This window comes from Bartonella sp. AA9NXGY (assembly GCF_042196845.1).
Lineage (GTDB): Bacteria > Pseudomonadota > Alphaproteobacteria > Rhizobiales > Rhizobiaceae > Bartonella.
Genome location: NZ_JBHIRB010000010.1, coordinates 37,886 through 60,113 on the forward strand (window position 1 = coordinate 37,886; position 22,228 = coordinate 60,113).

General features: G+C 36.3%; 17 protein-coding genes and 1 tRNA gene. 9 read left to right on the plus strand and 9 right to left on the minus strand.

What is annotated here, in order from left to right; translation table 11 throughout:
- Window positions 1-5: 5 nt before the first annotated feature.
- From ACFIM6_RS06355 to gltX (ACFIM6_RS06385), 7 genes are all read right to left on the minus strand, one after another.
- On the minus strand, window positions 6-779 hold the full coding sequence (locus ACFIM6_RS06355; protein WP_375612131.1) for an amino acid ABC transporter ATP-binding protein: 774 nt from the start codon (window positions 777-779) through the stop codon (window positions 6-8).
- Between the two features lie 79 nt (window positions 780-858).
- Window positions 859-1,566 carry an ABC transporter permease gene (locus ACFIM6_RS06360; RefSeq protein WP_375612132.1) on the minus strand — a complete coding sequence of 236 codons (708 nt, stop codon included), beginning with the start codon at window positions 1,564-1,566 and terminating at the stop codon, window positions 859-861.
- Window positions 1,563-2,285 (minus strand): ABC transporter permease, encoded by a 723-nt coding sequence (locus ACFIM6_RS06365; RefSeq protein WP_375612133.1) that lies wholly within the window; start codon window positions 2,283-2,285, stop codon window positions 1,563-1,565. The genes ACFIM6_RS06360 and ACFIM6_RS06365 overlap by 4 nt, the downstream gene beginning before the upstream one ends.
- 79 nt (window positions 2,286-2,364) lie before the next feature.
- Entirely contained in the window at window positions 2,365-3,117 is a 753-nt protein-coding gene (locus ACFIM6_RS06370; protein WP_375612134.1) for a transporter substrate-binding domain-containing protein, read from the minus strand.
- Between the two features lie 464 nt (window positions 3,118-3,581).
- Window positions 3,582-4,334, minus strand: a complete 753-nt coding sequence (locus ACFIM6_RS06375) for a transporter substrate-binding domain-containing protein (RefSeq protein WP_375612135.1) — start codon at window positions 4,332-4,334, stop codon at window positions 3,582-3,584.
- Between the two features lie 707 nt (window positions 4,335-5,041).
- A complete protein-coding gene (gene gltA, locus ACFIM6_RS06380) occupies window positions 5,042-6,337 on the minus strand; it encodes a citrate synthase (protein ID WP_375612136.1) in 1,296 nt (431 codons plus the stop codon).
- A 261-nt stretch (window positions 6,338-6,598) separates the two neighbouring features.
- Window positions 6,599-8,029 carry a glutamate--tRNA ligase gene (gene gltX / locus ACFIM6_RS06385; protein ID WP_375612137.1) on the minus strand — a complete coding sequence of 477 codons (1,431 nt, stop codon included), beginning with the start codon at window positions 8,027-8,029 and terminating at the stop codon, window positions 6,599-6,601.
- Between the two features lie 111 nt (window positions 8,030-8,140).
- Between gltX (ACFIM6_RS06385) and ACFIM6_RS06390 the strand changes: the two genes are divergently transcribed.
- The 7 genes from ACFIM6_RS06390 to gltX (ACFIM6_RS06420) all read left to right on the plus strand — a co-directional run bounded on the left by ACFIM6_RS06390 (window position 8,141) and on the right by gltX (ACFIM6_RS06420) (window position 18,466).
- The gene (locus ACFIM6_RS06390) at window positions 8,141-10,399 is read left to right on the plus strand and encodes a ComEC/Rec2 family competence protein (RefSeq protein ID WP_375612138.1); all 2,259 of its coding nucleotides are present in this window, start codon (window positions 8,141-8,143) and stop codon (window positions 10,397-10,399) included.
- 482 nt (window positions 10,400-10,881) lie between these two features.
- The gene (gene rpiA, locus ACFIM6_RS06395) at window positions 10,882-11,586 is read left to right on the plus strand and encodes a ribose-5-phosphate isomerase RpiA (protein ID WP_375612139.1); all 705 of its coding nucleotides are present in this window, start codon (window positions 10,882-10,884) and stop codon (window positions 11,584-11,586) included.
- A gap of 106 nt (window positions 11,587-11,692) precedes the next feature.
- Window positions 11,693-12,262 carry a DUF2059 domain-containing protein gene (locus tag ACFIM6_RS06400; RefSeq protein ID WP_375612140.1) on the plus strand — a complete coding sequence of 190 codons (570 nt, stop codon included), beginning with the start codon at window positions 11,693-11,695 and terminating at the stop codon, window positions 12,260-12,262.
- Window positions 12,263-12,461: 199 nt separating this feature from the next.
- Window positions 12,462-13,853, plus strand: coding sequence for a glutathione-disulfide reductase (gene gor, locus ACFIM6_RS06405; RefSeq protein ID WP_375612141.1), 1,392 nt, complete (start codon window positions 12,462-12,464; stop codon window positions 13,851-13,853).
- A 68-nt stretch (window positions 13,854-13,921) separates the two neighbouring features.
- Window positions 13,922-15,301 (plus strand): class II 3-deoxy-7-phosphoheptulonate synthase, encoded by a 1,380-nt coding sequence (locus tag ACFIM6_RS06410; RefSeq protein WP_375612142.1) that lies wholly within the window; start codon window positions 13,922-13,924, stop codon window positions 15,299-15,301.
- A 119-nt stretch (window positions 15,302-15,420) separates the two neighbouring features.
- Window positions 15,421-17,082 (plus strand): NAD+ synthase, encoded by a 1,662-nt coding sequence (locus ACFIM6_RS06415; protein WP_375612143.1) that lies wholly within the window; start codon window positions 15,421-15,423, stop codon window positions 17,080-17,082.
- 10 nt (window positions 17,083-17,092) lie between these two features.
- Window positions 17,093-18,466, plus strand: coding sequence for a glutamate--tRNA ligase (gene gltX, locus ACFIM6_RS06420; protein WP_273790689.1), 1,374 nt, complete (start codon window positions 17,093-17,095; stop codon window positions 18,464-18,466).
- 59 nt (window positions 18,467-18,525) lie between these two features.
- On the opposite strand, the gene ACFIM6_RS06425 is transcribed toward gltX (ACFIM6_RS06420), so the two are convergent.
- A complete protein-coding gene (locus ACFIM6_RS06425; protein ID WP_375612144.1) occupies window positions 18,526-19,929 on the minus strand; it encodes a DEAD/DEAH box helicase in 1,404 nt (467 codons plus the stop codon).
- 146 nt (window positions 19,930-20,075) lie between these two features.
- Window positions 20,076-20,849: an NAD kinase gene (locus ACFIM6_RS06430; RefSeq protein ID WP_375612145.1), complete on the minus strand. Its 774-nt coding sequence runs from the start codon at window positions 20,847-20,849 to the stop codon at window positions 20,076-20,078.
- 263 nt (window positions 20,850-21,112) lie between these two features.
- Between ACFIM6_RS06430 and ACFIM6_RS06435 the strand changes: the two genes are divergently transcribed.
- Both ACFIM6_RS06435 and ACFIM6_RS06440 read left to right on the plus strand, forming a co-directional pair.
- A tRNA-Arg gene (locus tag ACFIM6_RS06435) sits at window positions 21,113-21,189 on the plus strand.
- A gap of 534 nt (window positions 21,190-21,723) precedes the next feature.
- Entirely contained in the window at window positions 21,724-21,915 is a 192-nt protein-coding gene (locus ACFIM6_RS06440) for a hypothetical protein (RefSeq protein WP_375612146.1), read from the plus strand.
- Window positions 21,916-22,228: the final 313 nt, after the last annotated feature.

Below are 22,228 nucleotides of genomic sequence, written 5' to 3' on the forward strand. Positions count from 1 at the left end.
AATGATTAATATTTAATTTTAGCAAGAAAATTACAAGCACGTTGGCTTTTAGGATTGGTAAAAAATTCTTCAGAGGCTGCATCTTCAACAATTTTTCCATTTTCTAGAAAGAGTATTCTTTCTGAGACTTTACGTGCGAAGCCCATTTCATGGGTAACACAAAGCATTGTGATCCCTGTATCGGCTAATCGAGCCATCACTTCCAAAACTTCTCCCACACTTTCTGGATCAAGAGCAGAGGTTGGTTCATCAAAAAGCATGACTTCGGGTTCCATACAAAGTGCACGGGCAATCGCAACACGTTGTTGTTGCCCACCAGAAAGTTGTAAAGGATATTTTTCACAGTGTTTTTCAATACCAACATGCGTTAAGTAACGAATTGCCCGTTCTTGTGCTTGTTGTTTGGAAAGCCCTTGAACGGTCATAGGTGCTAAAATACAATTTTGTATAACGCTCATGTGGGGAAATAAATTAAAGTTCTGAAAGACCATTCCTATCTTACGAAGAACATTTTTTTGCTGTTGTATAGGTGCAGTATGGATATCAACGTTATGGATACAGATTGAACCTTTTTGTGCTTGTTCTAATTGATTAATACAACGAATTAACGTTGATTTTCCTGATCCGGATGGTCCACAAATAACGATATGTTCACCAGCTTGAACATTAAAGTTGATATCATGTAGGACCTGAAAGTTTCCATACCATTTATTTAGATTTTGGATAGAGATCACAGGGTTTTTACTGGGAGAGATCGATTTATTATTTTTCAAATTCATCTTATTTTATTCTTTCATTGATGAAGAACTTGATTAATTCAACATTTTGATTTGATACTGTTTTTTATGATCATTTTATTTACCGTAAATATCGAGTGAGGCGCTGCTCGATAAAAACAATAAAACGATGAATGAGTTCAACGATAAAGAGATAGATAAGAGCAGCCCAAACGTAAACTTGAAAATCGAAAGTCCGTGAATAAGCGAGTTTAGCAACCCCCATTAAATCATAAACAGTAATAAGTGAGGCAACAGCACTGGATTTAATCATTAAAATCAACTCATTTCCTAAGGGGCGTAATGCTACAATCATTGCTTGTGGAAGAATAACTCTAAAAAATGTGACAGAGTTGCTTAAACCTAAAGCTTTTGATGCTTCGCGTTGTCCAGTTGTTACGGATAGAAAACTTCCTTTAAAGATCTCAGATTGATAGGCAGCAGAATTGAGTGTAAAAATAAAAAGACAACAATACCACGCGTTTTGAAAAAACCACCATAGCCCCACTTGTTGCCAAAAACTGTTCATTGAACCAAGCCCATAATAAAAAAGAAAGAGTTGAGCTAATAAAGGAGAGCCACGGAAAAAATAGACATAAGCATTTGCAAAATATTGTAAAAATGTATTCTCTGATAGACGTGCAAAAGCGATAATCATACCAAGAAAAAGGCCTAGAGAACAAGAAATAGAAACAAGTTCAACAGTAACAATAAAGCCATTAATAAATTTGGGTCCATAATGACTTAAAAGATCAGGATTAAAAAGAAAATAAAGCCACTCAGGAATCATTGACTTAGCACCTTTTTATAGCCTATTTGAGTGTATGTTTCCAAATGGCGTAAGATTGCAGTAAAAACCGCTGAAAATAACAAATAGAGTAAGCATGCTACAAAATAAAATAGCATGGGTTTATTGGTAGCAGCGACAGCTAGATTCGTTTGTCTCATGAGGTCAACAAGCGCGATGGTAGAAACAAGGGATGTATCTTTCAGTAAAGTAAGCCAATTATTAGAAAGTCCTGGCAAGGCATTTCGGATGAGCTGAGGGAAGACAATACGAAAAAATGTGGTTGACCGTGAAAGTCCTAAAGCTTTAGCTGCTTCATATTGACCTTTATCAAAAATATTAAATGCTCCAAGCCAAACTTCACAAGAAAAAGCTGCAAGAACCATACTAAGGGCAAGAACACCAGCAACAAAAGCATTGATACTGAACATGATTTCAAAACTAAAATAGTCAAATAAATTTTGAATAAGGCTTTGTAATCCGTAGTAAACTAAAAACAAAGTTAAAAGCTCTGGTAGCCCACGAAATATCGTTGAAAAGAGGCGTGCCATAGCTTTGGCCATCTTAATATTGGATCGAATCATCACTGCATTGAGAAGCCCTAGAGGAAATCCTAGAAGTCCACAACATAATGCCAATGACAAAGTCATTCCTGCACTGGAAAGTATAACTGCTCCCCATCCACCATTGCTAAATGATAGCAATGCTAAATTTTCAATCATTCTTATATTCCTCATGAAAGAGTTAGATAATATTTTTTAGCAATAACCAACGGGTTTCATTAAAATATCATATTGATATTTAATAAACATCACTTGTAAAATATTTTCTCATAATCTTTTCATAAGTTCCATCCAAACGGATTTCTTTTATAGCTTCATTGAACTTATTTTTAAGATCATTATTATTTTGACGGACTGCAATTGCAACAGGAAATCTTGTTTCTTCTAGAGTTCCCAAGAGGAGACAACAATCTTTTCCTTCATTTTTAAGCCAATTTAATGCTTGTAATTTATCAACAATGATCACATCAAGTCGATGATTTAAAAGATCACGATTCACTTCTATTGTGGAAGGATAGAGTTTTATTTTCACCTCTTCAGAGGCAAAATGATCTTCTGCATAGAAAGCTTGTGTTGTATTTGATTGCACACCAAGATTTTTACCTCTAAAGTCTTTTGTCGAGATTTCTTTAATTCCCGAAGCTTTGGTAACAATAACAGCCAGTGCTGTATCGTAGTAAGGATCTGTAAAGTCAATTTTTTGTAAACGCTCTTGTGTGAGAGAGAGGGAAGCAATGATAGCATCATATTTTTTTGCAATAAGTCCAGGGATCATTCCCTCGAAGTCTTGTGTAACAATAGTACACTCAACATTCATTTTTTTACAAAGTGCATAAGATATATCAATATCAAGTCCCTGCAATTTATTATTTGAGTCAATATAACTGAAGGGAGGATAGGTGCCTTCACTCGCAATTTTTAATGTTTTCGCATCAGCCAATTGGGTGAATAGTGCGGCGCTTATTATAAGAGCTCCTGCTAATAGTTTCATGATGTTCTCCTATTGGATAAGCGGGCAATATGAAATCATTATGTTTTTATAATCTGTAAGCTTTTTGGGAGCAATTCAAAAATTTATTGATGTTTATTTTAGATCATTATGTTGGGCATTATTGATAAAAAAAGAATAAATATCTTATTGCTTGTATGATAGCTTAATTTTCACGAAATGATTGATTTGAATCATTTCATGAGTAAAAACTGAGGATTTTTCTTGAAAATAAGGCTATTAAATTTGAACATAAAAAAATTAGATTTTGATACGGTAAAAATACAACCTTATTGTTGTCATTAGATTCTACAAAATATTTAGATCTCAAGGAGCAATTAAAAGTTATTTTGATAAATGTAAATTTTCTTATAAAAATGCCGAATTTCCAATTATACCTGCATGTTCAATAAAGAGTTAAAGATACCCCTTAAATATACAGATTGAGTTTTAATTCATAGTACTATCTAATTGATATCGAAAGTAAAATATTTTCTCATAATTTTCTCATAGGTTCCATCGGCGCGGATTTCTTCTATTGCTTTATTAAAACTGTTTTTAAGATCATTATTATTTTGACGGAGTGCAATTGCAATAGGAAAATTTGTTTCTTCTAGAGTTCCCAAGAGGAGACAGCAGTCTTTTCCTTCATTTTCAAGCCAATTTAATGCTTTTAATTTATCAAAGATGATGATATCAAGCCGATGGCTTAAAAGATCACGATTAACTTCTGTTGCTGTAGGATAAAGTTTGATATTAACTCCTTCAGAGGCATAATGATCTTCCGCATATGCAGCTTGTGTTGTATTTGATTGTACACCAAGGTTTTTACCTCTAAAGGCTTGTGTTGAGATTTCTTTAATTTCCGAATTTTTGGTAACGATAACAGCGAGTGCTGTGTTGTAGTAAGGATCTGTAAAATCAATTTTTTGTAAGCGCTCTTTTGTAGGAGAAAGGGAAGAAACGATAGCATCATATTTTTTGGCAAGAAGACCGGGAATCATCCCCTCAAAGTCTTGTGTGACAATAGTACATTCAACATTCATTTTTTTACAAAGCGCATAAGATATATCAATATCAAACCCTTGCAGTTTGTTATTTGAGTCAATATAACTAAATGGCGGATAAGAAGCATCGCTTGCAATTTTCAGCGTTTGAGAATTGGCCGATAGGGTAAACAGTGTCGCGCTTATTATAAGAGCTCCTGCTAATAATTTCATTATGTTCTCCTATTAGATAAGCTGGCAAATATGAAACCATCATGAATTTTTATAATCTGTAAGCTCTTTTGGAGCAATGTAAAAAATTTATCTGTGTTCATTTTGCTATCATTATGCTGAATATCATTATCAAAAAAATAATTTCTTTTTATAAAGTATGGGAATAAAAAATATAGGAAAGAAAGTCACCTCTTATTGGTTATAGGGTGATTTTTAATAATTTTATTTAAAAATCAATAATTTATCTTTAAAAGAAAAACTATCAACTTAAATACAAAGAAAATTTCAGCTTTTAACAGGACAAAATGTAAAAGTGTTTTTATTCTAATTAGAGAAGCACTTAATGTAAGCTTTTTGCAATTTTATCTGAAGAAGATAGAAAGAAAAATTCTGACATTGCTAGATTTTAATATGTAATAAGGCTTTTAAACATGGGGGAATGATAGGGAATACATTTCCATTAAAGATAATGAGGATTATAAGGTAAAATTTTCAATTTCTTTTTGCTAAATGTTTGGCTAATTTGCAGAAGAGTATTCTCAATTTCTTTACAGAGCTAAAACTTAGAATTTTTTAGTAAATTTTTATGATGATGTTATCTCTGTAGAAAGAGTTTTAAAATCACGTTTTATAAAAATTTTTAAAGGATGTTTTTTGATTACTCTCAATAAAGCTTCAGTAAATTGAAGCTTTATTGATTTCTTTTTTTAATTTGCACGTTCATCTATAGGAACATAGTCACGCATAGCATAGCCTGTGTAGAGTTGTCGAGGACGACCAATTTTTTGTGCAGGGTCTTCAATCATTTCTTTCCATTGTGCCACCCACCCGACACTGCGCGCCAATGCAAAAAGGACAGTAAACATTTCAGTTGGAAAACCTAGAGCTTTTAATGTAATGCCGGAATAGAAATCAACATTGGGATAAAGCTTTTTCTCAATAAAATATTCATCACTTAAGGCAATTCTTTCAAGCTCTATTGCAATATCAAGAAGAGGGTCATCTTGAATGTTGAGTTCTTTTAAAACTTTATGACAGGTTTTTTGCATGATTTTTGCACGTGGATCATAATTTTTATAGACACGGTGCCCAAAGCCCATAAGGCGGAAAGGATCATTTTTATCTTTTGCACGTGCAATAAATTCAGGAATTCTTTTAATAGAACCTATTTCTTGTAGCATTTTTAGGCATGCTTCATTGGCACCACCATGTGCTGGTCCCCAAAGGCATGCAACACCTGCTGCAATACAGGCAAACGGATTAGCACCTGAGGATCCAGCAAGACGTACCGTAGATGTAGAAGCATTTTGTTCATGATCTGCATGAAGGGTAAATATTTGATCCATCGCCCGAGCAAGCACAGGGTTTGTTTTATATTCTTCACAAGGAACAGCAAAACACATATGGAGGAAATTTGCAGCATAACTAAGATCATTACGTGGATAAACAAATGCTTGTCCAATACTGTATTTATAGGCCATAGCAGCAAGCGTTGGAACTTTTGAGATAAGACGAACAGAAGCAATCATTCTCTGGTGAGGATCTGTAATATCAATAGAGTCGTGATAGAACGCAGACATAGCGCCAAGGCAGGCAACCATGACGGCCATAGGATGAGAATCACGACGGAAGCCATGGAAGAAGCGTGCAAATTGTTCGTGGACCATGGTATGCTGCATAATACATCGATCAAATTCATTTTTTTCTTGCTGTGTTGGGAGTTCACCATAAAGTAAAAGATAACAACTTTCGAGAAAGTCTCCTTTTTCAGCCAATTGATCAATAGGATAACCACGATAAAGCAATATGCCTTTATCACCATCGATATAAGTAATTTTTGATTCACAAGAAGCTGTTGAAGTAAAACCAGGATCATAAGTAAAAATATCGGTTTTTTTATAGAGAGAAGCAATTTCAATGACTTCAGGTCCACTCGTGCCTTTACGCAAGGGAAGCTCTACTTTTTTATCATTCACAATAATATATGCGTTATTCTCAGACATTCGGTATTCCTTTCAGATCCTTCACTTCTAAAAATTAAGACTCTGCTTCATCAGAGTGGGGGATGTATAACTGAAGCTTTTCTTACTTATTTAAGGGTAGATTGCCTCTAAAAGTGAGTACATGCAATCTAAAAATATTTCCTTATTGATCATTATTACTCAATAAGAAATGTATTTCAATGATATAACATAAAAAACTCTTTTAGGGCGCGTTGAGATATCTGTATAGATCCTTATTTGAGGAAATATACTCAGTGCACATCATGGGCATATTGTTGTGATAAGTTGGTCCTTGATGCGATGAAGAGATTCATTGCGTCCTAATAAAATAAGAATATCCAAAACACCTGGTGATGTTGCACATCCTGTAAGAGCTGCGCGAAGTGGTTGGGCGATAGATCCAAATTTGAGATTCTGTGTTTGGACAAAAGAGCGAAGTGTTTCATCTAGAGTTTTTGTATCCCAAGAGGGGCAAGCTTTCAGAGCAAGATAAAGACCGTTTAAAATGGTTCGTCCATTTTTATCTAAGAGCATTTGAGCTTTTTCATCAAGTTGTAAAGGTCGTTGCGTAAAAATGAAGGAGGCATTGTCAATCAGTTCGCACAGTGTTTTTGAACGTTCTTTCAAATGCGGGATTGCTTTTAAAAATTGAACACGGCGTTTTTCATCAAGTCTTTCAATAATTTGTGCTCCCCTATCGGTTTCTGGTAGAATATTAAGAGCGGCATCAAAAAGTTCTTGATCATTACTCATACGCATATAGTGTCCGTTGATGGAATCGAGCTTTTTGAGATCAAAACGAGCAGCACCTTTGTTAATATCCTCAATATCAAACCAAGAAATCATATCTTTAAGTGACATCAGTTCGTCATCACCATGACTCCAACCTAAACGGACAAGGTAATTGCGCAAAGCAGCAGGAAGATATCCCATTGTTCGGTAGGCATCAACACCGAGCGCACCATGTCGCTTTGATAATTTTGCACCGTTTTCACCATGGATAAGAGGAATATGGGCCATAACAGGAATGTCCCATCCCATTGCTTTAAAGATAATCGTTTGTCGGGCTGCGTTGGTAAGATGATCGTCACCACGTATAATATGTGTGATGCCCATATCATGATCATCAACGACAACAGCATGCATATAGGTAGGCGAACCATCAGAACGCAAAATAATGAAGTCATCGAGATCTTTATTAGGAAAACGGACATCACCTTGAACACGATCATGTACAATCGTTTCTCCATCTTGAGGGGCTTTGATGCGAATAACAGGCTTAACACCTTTAGGAGCTTCAGAACTATCACGGTCACGCCAACGTCCATCATAACGTGGTGGGCGCCCTTCTGAACGGGCTTTTTCACGCATTTCAGCTAACTCCTCAGGTGAAGCATAACAATAATATGCTTTGCCATTCTTGACCAACTGTTCAGCGATTTGGCGGTGACGTTCTGCTCGTTCGAATTGCGAAATAGGGGCGCCATCATAACTAAGACCCATCCAGTGCAAGCCATCTATAATGGCTTTTACAGCTGCTTCGGTTGAACGCTCTCGGTCTGTATCTTCAATTCGTAAAAGCATTTTTCCACCGGTATGTTTTGCATAAAGCCAATTAAAAAGAGCAGTACGAGCACCACCAATGTGAAGGAAGCCAGTGGGTGAAGGGGCAAAACGAGTAATAACAGACACGAATATTTTCCTTTAAACTAAGATATTACTTATGGAATTTTATAGAAAAGTCATGTTAGCATAAGTGATGGGGCGTGCAATAGCCGTATTGCGAGTTAAAGTGGGGGACTGATGTTTTATAAAAGTAAAGAGGGTTTATCCGAAAAATCTGTTACAGAAAGAAAAAAGCCATGTCAGATAGGGCAGAGTGTTTTTTCTAGGTATGATGATGCAAAGAACAGTAGCTATAATCAACAAAAACTTTTTTTATTGACACTCTTAAAAGAAGTAATCATTTTTTTTCGCAAATGGTTAGAAGATTGTATTAATAAAGAAGTTTCTTTTGGTATCCTTTTTTCGCTGATTTTAGTCTTTTTTGCCCTAGGAATCATTTTCTATTTTCATTTAGAGTGGGAACCAAGTTGGGGACAATTGGGGGCGTTGGTCAGTATTTTTCTGGGAATATTCTATGTAGCACGTTTTTATCGAAAAATATCGATTCCCGTGGGGTTTCTGTTTTGTATTATATTGGGTGCTTTAGCGGCAAAAATAGAAACGTGGCGTATTGCAACACCCATGCTAAGCAGTGACATTGTCACTACATTGACGGGAAGAATTGTTTCTATTGAGTCAGGTGCCAAAGGAGGATTTCGTTTAGTTTTGGATATTTTGAATACAGAAAATCCCGTATTACGCCATAGTCTTCATCGTGTTCGTTTATCGGCAAGATATTTGCCATCTGGCTTAGCGATTGGTGATGGATTGCATGGAAAAGTTAAGATTCGTGCATTCTCTGGGCCGGTGCGTCCAGGAGGCTACGATTTTAGTTTTCATAATTATTTTAAAAGAATTGGAGCACAAGGCGTTTATTTAGGAAAACCAAGAAAAATATCCGTTTCGCAGCCTGATGGAATATTCGCTATCATTCTACAGAAAATTGAAAATTTACGCACGAAGATGACACAAAGAATCCGTATAGCCCTTGAAGGAGAAAAGGGGAGTGTTGCAGCTGCCCTCATAACAGGGCAGCGTGCTGGTATTTCAAATGAGACAAATGAAGCATTACGTACAGCTGGATTAGCTCATATTTTATCAATATCAGGTTTACATATGGCGTTGTTAAGCGGCATAGTTCTTTTGAGTATCCGTAGTTTTTTAGCATTTTTTCCAGTTTTTTCTTCCTATTATTCCAGTAAAAAATTTGCTGCTATCGTTGCTTTTATGATAACAGCTTTTTATTTGTTATTGTCGGGCTTAGCAATATCAGCGCAAAGAAGTTTTGTGATGATTGCTGTTATGTTGGTTGCTATATTGTGTAATCGCTCTGCTATAACAATGCGTAATTTTTCCATTGCAGGGTTGATAACTCTAGCGATGACACCCCATGAAATATTAGGTCCTAGCTTTCAAATGTCTTTTTCTGCGACTGCTGCTTTGATCGCTTTTTTTGATTGGTGGAGTGGAAGGTCATTTTTTCGTAAAAGAAAAACAACTCCCTCTTATGTTGGAGGAGGAGTGATAAATTTTGTTTTCTTATCGATGCTTTCAACATGTGCTTCTTCCTTTGTTGCAGGGAGTGCAAGTGGAATTTATGCTGCTTATCATTTTTCTAATATGGCATCGTTGAGCATTATCAGTAATGCTTTTGCTTTGCCTGTCATCTCAATTTTTGTCATTCCCTTTGGATTAATCGCAGTTCTTGCAATGTTAGGAGGATTCGAATGGCTTCCTCTTCAAATTATGGGTTTTGGAGTTGATCTTGTAATAAAGATTGCACATGCTATCAAGGCTATTTCTCCTGATTTGAATCCTGGTTTTATGCCGTTATCAGCGTTAGTTTTATTGAGTATAGGCTTGGTTGGACTGACTTTTTGCAAAACACCCATCCGGCTCTTTTTTAGTTTGTTTATTTTGGCAGGTATTTCTATTTGTGTATTGCATTCACCTGTACAACTGATTATAGCAGATAATATGCGCCTCGTGGGCGTTATTCATGATAAAAAATTATATATTGATCGTTACCATATTTCTAAGTTCACGACATCCATATGGAAAAAGTCATTTCGTGTGAATGAAACGATTAAACCAACAAAATATGGTCCTTCGTTGCACGGACAATTTATTTGTGATTATCATGTATGTACATCTTTATTGGATAATGGATTAAAAGTGATCGTTTTACAGAGAGAAACAGATCAATGTGTAGAGGCAGATATTCTCATTCAGACATTTGTGATGCATAATCCAACTTGTTACAAGAAGGCAAAAATGGTATTTATACCTCAACAATTGTTATCACGAGGAAGCGTTATGATGACCAAAGGTGGAGATATTATTTGGTCTTCGCTAGGGTTTCATAGACCATGGAATATGCACAGACAGCATTCATAAAAACATATAATCAGTCATATTTTGCTTCACATTTGGATAATGACAAAACAAAAAATAACAGAAGACTTTTCTCATAATATTTTACGGTATTTAAATTGGTAAGTTTATCAACGTTATTGAAATGAGATAATAATCTACAGTTTTCTAGAAATGGATGATTTTTTATATCTGATCATTTTAATTTTTTCAAAAAAATTGATATGTGCATCTTTGTGCATCCTATTGATAGCACAAAATAAATCAAAAATTCTTATTGAATGAGAAAAATGCTAACAAATATTCTCAAAGAAATAAAAAAGATAATTGTTGATTATTCTATTTTATTCTTATCATATATTTCTATAACGAGTAACATCTCTTCAAGCAAGAGATGATGGTCAATTTAAATAGATTGCGTCAAGAGGTTATCTTTTATTATCATTATTATCGGTGGTAATAGGGGTGATAAATGCTGCTTATACGGATAGAAGGCAAAGTCATTCATGAATGTTCAGCAGTTAAAAAAAATGGCAGCTATTAAAGCGCTTGAGTTTGTTGAAGATGGTATGCGGCTTGGTATCGGATCTGGTTCGACAGTCAATGAATTTATTCGTCTTCTAGGTGAGCGTGTTGCGGATGGTTTGCGGGTGACTGGTGTTGCTACTTCAAAATATTCTGAACAACTCTGTCATAAGTTTGGAGTGCCTGTTAGCACTTTAGAACAAATACCTGAGCTGGATCTTGATATTGACGGAGCAGATGAAATTGGTCCTGAGATGATGCTCATTAAAGGGGGAGGGGGAGCATTGTTGTATGAAAAAATTGTAGCGTCGGCATCTCGTGCAATGCTTGTCATTGCGGATGAAACAAAGGTGGTAAAAAGACTTGGTGCTTTTGCACTACCAATTGAAGTTAATCCATTTGGTATCCACACAACATGCAGAGCCATTGAAAAAGTCGCTGATGATTTAGGGCTTTCTGGAAAAATTGCATTGCGAATGAATGGAAAAAATCCTTTTGAAACAGATGGTGGCCATTTTATTCTTGATGCATTTTGGGGCTGCATTTTGCAACCAAAACCATTATCAGATGCACTTCTTGCTATTCCTGGTGTTGTTGAGCATGGCCTTTTTTTGGGGTTGGCTTCACGTGCAATTGTCGCTATGGCTGATGGTCAAATAAAAGTTTTAGAACCGTTTGATTTTTAGAAAAGGCATTTACATGATGATATGTTAGCACAGTAAAAAAGGGTCTTAAAGATTTTAGGTAGAATAACGAATTAAAATTATAATTAGCGATCGGGGTAATCATTAAATGAAAATAATATTTTCTTTTCAGCGTTTTGTCGTATATTTTAGTGCAATTGCTATTTTTGTTGTGAATGTTGGCATGGCTTATGCACAAGGTGTGAGTGATCAACATTTAGATTCAGCGCGAAAGGCAATCAGAGCTATTCATGCAACGGATCAATTTGATAGCTTTTTACCAAATGCGGTCCATGATTTCAAAAATGAACTGATTAGCGATGATCCGAATTTGGCAACAGCTATTTCTGATATTGTTGATAAGCAGGCGCTTGCTTTAATTAAAAGGCGCTCTGATCTAGAAAAAGAGATTGCTCATGTATATGCAAAATATTTTACTCAAAAAGAGCTTGATGCGATAACAACATTTTATAATTCTGATACCGGTAAAAAGTTTTTGACAGAAGTCCCCAATATTGCACGTGATTCTTATTCAGCATTTGATATATGGCGTACTGCTCTTATGCGGGATCTTGTAGAAAATGTGAAAAAAGAGATGTCTGAAACACTTAATTTGAATAATTCTACTATGCCTACAAATATGCCTATAAAATCAGAATCTTCAGAAAATAAAAAATAGCTTGATCGATATCATGACAACAATAGGCAATTTCTGATTTTTTTAATAGCGGCGGTTTTCCCGCCGTTTTAAATATTTTAATGAGAATAAGTCTTTTTAGAATACTGCTTTATAAAAAAGGCTTCTTCAAAAAAAAGACTTTCATTTGATAATAAAAGATCTTAGCCTACTCTTGCAGATGTATAAGAAGGAATAATTCGTGGGCTCTTTTGACTTTGATTTATTTGTTATTGGAAGTGGTTCTGGTGGAGTGCGTGCAGCACGGCTTGCTGGAGGTCTTGGCAAGCGGGTCGCTATAGCAGAGGAATATCGTATAGGGGGCACTTGTGTTATTCGTGGTTGCGTTCCCAAAAAACTTTATGTTTATGCATCACAATATGTAAAAGAATTTAAGAAAAGTGTTGGTTTTGGGTGGGAATATGCGGATCCAATTTTTAGCTGGGAAAAGTTGGTTGCAGCTAAAAATAAAGAAATATCAAGGTTAGAAGGGTTGTATCGTAAGGGATTAGAAAATAACAATGTGCATATTTATGAAAGTCGTGCTACTTTTATAGATGATCACACATTAGAGCTTTCTGCCACGGGTGAGCGGGTAAGTGCAGAAAAAATTTTGATTGCAACAGGGGCAAAACTTGCACCAAATACGTCCATAGAAGGCGGTGAATTTTGCCTTACTTCTAATGAGATTTTTGACCTTAATCAACTCCCAAAATCAATAGTGATTGTTGGTGGAGGGTATATTGGTGTTGAATTTGCTAATATTTTTCATGAATTAGGTGTAAAAACAACACTCCTTCATCGTGGTGATTTAATCCTTCGTAATTTTGATCATGATTTGCGGCAATTGCTCAGCGATGCAATGATTGAAAAAGGGATTTCTATTCTCTATGGCATAACAATTTCTAAAGTGCAGGCTGCAGAAAATTGTTATGAAGTTGTTTTATCAAATGGGAAAATAATCAGAGCCGATCAGATTATGTTGGCTACGGGGCGTGTACCAAATACAACGGGTTTAAGACTTGAGCGGGCAGGTGTTAAGGTGAATGAATTTGGTGCAGTTGTTGTTGATGAGAAAATGACAACAAATATCCCCCATATTTGGGCTGTTGGTGATGTAACAGGTCATATTCAATTAACACCCGTTGCGATTCATGATGCAATGTGTTTTGTTAAGACAGCATTTGAAAATATTCCAACAACACCTGATTATGATTTAATTACAACAGCAGTTTTTTCACAGCCAGAGATTGGAACGGTTGGTCTTTCAGAAGAGGAGGCGGTAAAGCGTTATAAGCGTCTTGAAATTTATCGTACAGTTTTTCGTCCTATGCGTAATATTCTTTCTGGTAGTTCAGAGAAAATGCTTATGAAACTCATTGTTGATGGTGAAAGCCGTATTGTTGTGGGCGCTCATATTTTAGGGGAAAATGCTGGTGAGATGGCTCAGCTTATAGGGATATCTCTCAAGGGTAAGCTGACGAAGGATATCTTTGATGAGACGATGGCAGTGCATCCAACGATGGCAGAAGAATTAGTAACGATGTATAAACCAAGTTATATATATGAAAATGGGAAGAAAATAGAAAGTTAAACAGCATATATTGCGGTAAAAAGCTTTTGATATGCTAATCTGTAAGATTAATCTTTAGAGAGAGTGTAATGATAAAAGAATGGGCGCCTGACACTTGGAGAACAAGGCCAATTAAACAAGTTCCGACTTATCCGGATAAGTCTATGTTAGAAGATGTTGAGCGAAAACTGAGAAGGTATCCTCCTTTAGTTTTTGCCGGTGAAGCACGTGATTTAAAAAATGAATTAGCAGCCGTTGCGAAAGGCCAAGCTTTTTTATTGCAAGGTGGTGATTGTGCCGAAAGCTTTGCAGAACATGAAGCTGATAATATTCGTGATTTTTTTCGTGTATTTTTGCAAATGGCGATTGTTTTGACCTTTGGTAGTTCTAAACCGGTTGTTAAAATTGGTCGTATTGCTGGTCAATTTGCAAAGCCTCGCTCTTCTGATATTGAAAGAAAAGAGGGAGTTGAATTTCCTGCTTATCGTGGGGATATTATTAATGGCATTGAATTTGAAGCCGGTTCTCGTATTCCAGATCCGCAACGGATGTCTATGGCTTATCGCCAATCTGCGGCAACACTTAATCTATTGCGTGCTTTTTCACAAGGTGGCTATGCTAATTTAGAAAATGTTCACACATGGATGTTGAGTTTTGTTTCTAACAGTCCGCAGGGAGAACGTTATGAATTATTGGCAGAGCGTATTTCTGAAGCAATTGATTTTATGCGTTCTATAGGGATTACATCCAAAACACATTCTTCATTGCGTGAAACATCTTTTTATACCAGTCATGAAGCACTGTTGCTTGGTTATGAAGAGGCTTTGACTCGGATTGATTCAACTTCAGGAAATTGGTATGCAACATCTGGTCATATGTTATGGATTGGTGACCGTACGCGTCAGATTGACCATGCTCACGTTGAATATTGTCGCGGCATTAAGAATCCTATAGGATTAAAATGTGGTCCTTCCATTGAACCTGATGAGCTTTTAAAATTAATTGATATTTTAAATCCTGAAAACGAGTTGGGGCGGCTTACTCTCATTACGCGCTTTGGTTATGATAAAGTTGAAAGTTATCTGCCTAAACTCATCCGTGCTGTTGAACGCGAGAAGCGTGCGGTTATATGGTCATGTGATCCAATGCATGGCAATACAATTACTGCCAATGGTTATAAGACGCGTCCTTTTGATTATGTTTTAAAAGAAGTAGAGAATTTTTTTGCAGTGCATCGTGGAGAAGGAACTTATCCAGGAGGCATTCATATTGAGATGACAGGTCGTGATGTTACTGAATGTACAGGAGGGGCGCACGCCATTTCTGTGGACGATTTATCTGATCGTTATCATACGCAATGTGATCCACGGTTAAATGCAGATCAAGCGTTAGAATTGGCTTTTCTTGTTGCTGAACTCCTTAAAAAAAATCGCGTGACTGAATCGTTAGCAATTGCTGCTGGGGGGTAGGCAAAAATTTGCCTAATATTTTTAGGTCATTATGGCAGAAAAGAATTTTAAAAAATGATGTTTCCGATGATGAAGAATAAAGTTGTGGTTGCTAAACTGATGAAATGATACAAAGGCTTATGAAAAATGATTTTCGGGTATCAATTGCCCAATTAAATCCTATTGTCGGTGATATTGAGGGGAATTTTTCTTTAGCTGTCATGGCGCATCAAAAGGCCAAAGAAGAGGGGGCTGATCTTGTTTTATTCACGGAACTTTTTATAAGTGCTTATCCGCCGGAAGATCTTGTTCTAAAACCTGCTTTTACAAAAACATGTGAAGAGACTGTTGAGAAATTAGCAAAGATAACCGTAGGCGGACCAGGAATTGTCATTGGTCTTCCATTAAGGCGCAATGGTAATATTTACAACGCTGTCATGGTTCTTGATGAAGGGAGAGTCATTGCCGAATGTTTGAAGTTTGATTTACCTAATTATGCTGAATTTGATGAAAAGCGTTTATTTTCTTCAGGTCCACGTCCTCAGCCTATTGTCTATCATGGAATTAAATTAGGAATAGTCATTTGTGAGGATCTTTGGAATGATTCCTCTCTTAGTACAGAGCTTAAAGATAAAGGAGCGGAAATTATTCTTGTCCTTAACGGATCTCCTTATTATCGTAATAAAACATTAAAACGTATAGACGTTGTTCATACACAGGCTCTACAATCTGGAGTGCCAATTATCTACGCTAATCAAGTAGGTGGTCAAGATGAGCTCGTTTTTGATGGTGGGTCTTTTGCCTTGAATGGACAAGGCAAAAAGATATTTCAAATGAAACACTTTGATAGCCATATTGCTTTAAGCCATTGGCAAAAAACAACGACGGGATGGCACTGTATTTCAGGTCCTAATGAAAGTCTTCTCAATGGATTAGCGGCTGATTATCAAGCTTGTGTTTTGGGGTTGAAAGATTACGTTAATAAAAACGGCTTTAAGGATGTTATTCTTGGTCTTTCAGGAGGAATTGATTCAGCCCTGTGTACGGCAATGGCGGTGGATGCTCTTGGTGCTGAGAGGGTTCGCACCATTATGATGCCCTATCATTATACTTCGCAAGAATCATTAAAAGATGCCAAAGAATGTGCTGATCTTTTGGGATGTCGTTATGAAATCATACCGATTGCACAACCTGTTGAGGCTTTTTTAAAGACAATGGCATCTGTTTTTTCAGGGTTACCCTCTGACGTCACAGAGGAAAATCTTCAAAGTCGTATACGCGGTACACTTTTAATGGCGCTTTCAAATAAATTCGGCTCAATGGTGGTAACGACAGGCAATAAGTCAGAAATGGCTGTGGGATATGCAACACTGTATGGGGATATGAATGGCGGGTTTAATCCTCTTAAAGATATTTATAAAATGCAGGTTTATGCATTAGCGGAGTGGCGCAATAAAAATCACTTGCACAATTTGAGAGGACCAGAAGGAATGATCATTCCATCCAATATTATAGAAAAAGCACCCTCTGCAGAGCTGCGGGAAAATCAAAAAGATGAAGATTCTCTTCCGCCTTATCCTATTTTAGATGATATATTACAATATCTTGTAGAAAATGACATGAGTATTTGTGATATTGTTAAACGTGGACATTCACGAGAAACTGTTGCGAAAGTTGAACAGCTTCTTTATGGTGCCGAATATAAAAGGCGTCAATCTGCGCCTGGTGTAAAAATCAGTTACAAAAATTTCGGACGCGATCGTCGCTATCCTATAGTCAATCATTTTCGCGATAAAAATTGAGTATTATTTTATGGTTAAAGTTCGTTTTGCTCCCTCTCCAACAGGTTATATTCATATTGGCAATATCCGTATTGCGCTTTTCAACTGGCTTTATGCGCAAGCGTATAAGGGAGAATTTATTTTACGCTATGATGATACAGATATTGAACGTTCTAAACAAGAATATATCGATGCTATTGCTGTTGACCTTGAATGGCTTGGTATTCAACCAGATGCAATTTATTACCAATCCAAGCGATTTAATCGATATGATGAAGTGGCAGAAATTCTCAAACAACGTGGCCTTCTTTATCCTTGTTATGAGACAACAGAGGAATTAGAGCGGCGTCGTAAAATCCAGCTTTCACGCAAATTGCCTCCTGTTTATGACCGTGCAGCATTGAAGTTGACAACAGAAGAGAGAAAAAACTTTGAATCACAAGGTCGTAAACCCCATTGGCGTTTTCTTCTTCCTAATTTTGAAAGTGATCCTTTACACACAAAGCGAACAGAAGTTTGCTGGAATGATGCAATAAAGGGAAAGCAGACGATTGATTTAGCTTCTCTTTCAGATCCTGTTCTTATTCGTGAAGATGGAACCTATCTTTATACATTGCCGTCTATTGTTGATGATGTAGATATGGCTATTACGCATATTATTCGTGGGGATGATCATATTACAAATACAGGCGCTCAAATTGCTCTTTTTAAAGCTCTTAATGCAGAATTACCGGTTTTTGCTCATACCAATTTATTGGCGACAGTTTTAGGAAAAGGATTTTCAAAACGTAATAATGATCTTTCTATTCGTTCTCTACGGGAAGAAGGATTTGAATCTATAGCTGTTCAATGCCTTGCCGTTTTGATTGGGACATCGCAAAATGTGCATCCCTATCCCAATCAAGCTGCGCTTTTAGAGCATTTTAATCTCCAAGATACGTCAAGATCCGTTGCAAAATTTGATATTGCTGATCTTCTTGCTTTGAATAGTCATCTTGTCCATGAGTTAACCTATGAGGAAGTAAAAATGCGCCTTAAAAAACTTTCTATTGAGGGAGATAAGGCGGAATATTTCTGGAACGCGATAAGAAGCAATATTAATAAAGTCAATGATGCTGTTTTTTGGTGGAAAATCATTCATGATGAACAGAATTTTGATACAGTAGCACTAGAGGATCGTGCTTTTGTGCACCAATCACTCGATTTCTTACCTGAAGGTGCTTTGAATGAGGAAAGTTGGAAAATTTGGACAACAGCATTAAAAGAAAAAACAGGTCGAAAAGGAAAAGCTTTATTTATGCCATTACGTCAGGCACTTACGGGCATGGATCATGGACCTGAAATGGGAAAAATTTTGCAGCTTTTAGGGCGTGAAAAGGTAACGGAAAGGCTCTCTAGGAAATAAGAGCGGATTTTTTAAAAGTATTTCGTTCATTTCACTCTAAAAGAGAGTAGAGAACGGGTTTATTTACACGTTTTTATAAGCATGAAAGCAGGAATATCATCACCAAATCCAATAGGTGTGTAATTCTTATTTTTTCGTGAGCGTTGTTGCTCAGATGGCTTCTCCTTATTATTTGCATTTTTGATATATTCTGTTTTATTCTCTTCTACAGATTTTTTAGTGTGAGCAACAGTCTCTTTTGGAGTAGTTTTCTTTGATGGTTTTGAAGATTTTTTCTTTACAACAATATCTTCTGTTTGATCATCGGCTATTAAAGTTGAGAGATCTCCATTGAGCCATTCAATTTTTTCATTACTCATTTCCTCGATGGCATTGATATATTTTTGATCAGCTTTTGTAACGATTGTAAAGGCTTTTCCGCTACGATTTGCACGCCCTGTACGACCAATTCGATGGATATAGTCTTCAGCATGTGTAGGAACATCATAGTTAAATACATGACTTACAGCTGGAATATCGAGTCCACGGGCAGCAACATCAGAAGCAACAAGAAGTGTAAGTTTATTATTTTTAAAATCAGCTAGGGTGTTCATGCGCGAATATTGGTCCATATCTCCATGAAGTGCCCCTACATTAAAGTTATGTTTGATGAGCGATCTAAAAAGTTCAGAAATATCTCTCTTTCGATTACAGAAAATGATTGCATTTTGAAGCTCTGCACCTTCATTTTGGATAAGCTCTCGTAAAACCGCTCTTTTATCCCATGATTTATTTCCAGATTTGACAAGCCGTTGTGTAATTGTGGTAGCTGTTGAGGAAGCTTTTGTAACTTCAACAGATACGGGAGAATGTAAAAATTGTTTCGTTAGTTTTGTAATTTCTGGCGCCATTGTTGCAGAAAAGAACAAAGTTTGACGCGTAAAAGGGGTTAGCTTACAGATACGTTCAATATCAGGAATAAAGCCCATATCCAACATGCGATCAGCTTCATCAATCACAAGGATTTCAACGCCCATCAGGAGTAGTTTACCGCGCTCGCAATGATCAAGAAGGCGCCCTGGTGTTGCTATAAGAACATCAGCTCCCCGTTCAAGTTTGCGATCTTGGAGTTCAAAAGAAACTCCACCAATCAAAAGAGCAACATTTAAACGATGATTTATTCCGTATTTATCGAAATTTTCTTCAACTTGAGCTGCAATTTCTCTTGTTGGTTCTAAGATGAGTGTACGGGGCATTCGTGCTCTTGCACGACCTTTTTCAAGGAGAGTGAGCATAGGCAATACGAAAGAGGCGGTTTTACCTGTTCCCGTTTGGGCGATTCCTAAAACGTCTTTTCTTTGAAGGACATGCGGAATTGTTTCACTTTGAATAGGTGTCGGAGCTGTATACCCCGCTGATTTCACCGCATTAATAACCTTTGCGGAAAGACCTAAATCATCAAAACTGTTTAAAGATGGTATCATTTTTTTATCAACTGCTCTGTGACTTTAACTGCGCTATCTAATGATGATTATAACCAATATTCTACACTCTTTAAAAGTATTAAGATGTTTTCACAAAAAAAACTAACTATAACAATCATATACATATAAAACGCATAATACAATCATTAATAGCGAAATTGTTCTGATAAAATGCGCTCATCCCATGAATGATTTGAGTCAAAAAGGATTGAAGCTGTTACTTCTGTTGCCATTGAAATAGTAACTGAATGAACAGATTTAACTTCAATATTATCTGCAGCAGCGTTTACAGGGCGTTTGTCAGGTTCAAGCATATCAAAGCGCACTGTTACTGTATCGGGAAGCAAAGCTCCATGCCAACGCCGAGGGCGAAAAGGGCTAACGGGAGTGAGGGCCATAAGGGGAGCCATAAGAGGTAAGATAGGTCCTTGTGCTGATAAATTATAGGCGGTTGATCCAGCTGGTGTAGCGACGAGGACACCATCACAACTTAATTGTTCCATGCGTACGTTGTTATCAATGGTGATGCGAATTTTTGCCGCTTGATAAGATTGCCGAAAGAGGGATACTTCATTAATTGCAAGCGCCTCGATAGAATCTTGACATTCAGATTTTGCAATCATGCGCAGGGGATGGATTTCTTTTTTATGTGCGGCAGCAATACGATTGGGCAATTTTTTTTCATGAAATTCATTCATAAGAAATCCTACAGAACCTTGATTCATACCATAAATAGGTTTGCCTGTGTTCATGACATCTCGTACGGTTTGTAACATTGTCCCATCACCACCGATTGCAACAACAATATCAGTTTCTTCCAGAGAAGAATGACCATAAACGGAAATTAATTTATGGGTAGCTTTGATAGCCTCCTCAGTTTCTGCGGAAATAAAATGAAAGCGACTTGGTAATGTAGCCATTTAAAAATTATCCTGATACTTATAATTTATGTTGTAACTTATTTTTGAGAGTTTTGAAGTTGTAATAAAAGCTCTTTTTATAATAAAAAGAGCATTGAATAAAGAGAAGTTATTTCAAGGTAAAGTATCATTAAAAAGTAAAAGGAATGCGTCGTTAGATAAATTACAAACGAGTAATTTTTTTATTAGAATGATAATTTAGCATTGAAGCTAAGAGTATGATTAGTTAAAAGACCATAACTGATTTTAATAATCAGTGTGAAGCACCCGTAGCTCAGCTGGATAGAGCGCTGCCCTCCGAAGGCAGAGGTCACAGATTCGAATTCTGTCGGGTGCACCAAATTTTTCAACTTTATATCATATTAAATAATATTATCTAAAAAGAAGCCAACTTCCTCTTTTATGAAAATGGTTATTTGAGTTGTTTATTAAGTTTTGCAGCGAATAAGCAAATGATTTTAAGAGAAGTAAAATTTACGGCTGCGTATATAATTTTTCGGTTAGTCATTTTGAATATCGAGATAAAAAAGCAAGGTTATCTAAATATGCTTTCAATTTAACTATAAACATTTATAACATAAAAATACATATTAATTCAATATGTTATTGTAAAACTGATCTGGCGATGTTGATAGTAGATCGCTAAATATATTGTTTTGAGCATTAAAATAGATAGCTAAATTTGCTTTTATTCTATTTTGGGAGTTAAAGGCTGTTATGGTGATATGGAACGCGGATGAGGAATATCACCAGTTAAAGGAATAATAAGGGGGAAAAAACAACCGTTAAGATTTGAATTGTTTCAAAATGCTGTATTCGATATGGTTTTGATGTGGGTATCTGGTGATTTCTCTATACACCAATATTGCCAGTTATGTTGGATGAGGGATTGTTTACTTTTAATCAACTTTCTTATATACTGAACGCTAATTATGGTGGTTATTTAGTTGGGAGTATGTTCTTTACGTTTGGCAGAATTGGGATTATATTTCTTGCTCCTCGCATACTATCTTGTGCAGCTATAGTGATGAGTGCACTTAATTATTTTCATGGCGTTAACACTTAGTCCTTTTGATCCGTTTTGCTGCTGGTGTTGCGAGTGTAGCAATGATGGTTTTGGGTTCTATTATAGTCATACAGCATAGCCATAGGGGCGGATTATTGCTTCGCTTTATGCAGGTGTAGGAGTTAGTATTCTACTACTAGGTAATGAATATGTTATTATTAGTTTGAATATGACAACTATATCAAAAACATCTCCGTTATTTCTTCCATTGCAAATAAAACCGCTCCTGTTAATAAGAAAAAACCATCCCAAAAATATGAATTGACCAATCAAATAGATTTCGTGACTGGTCATATATCTTATATCGCATTTG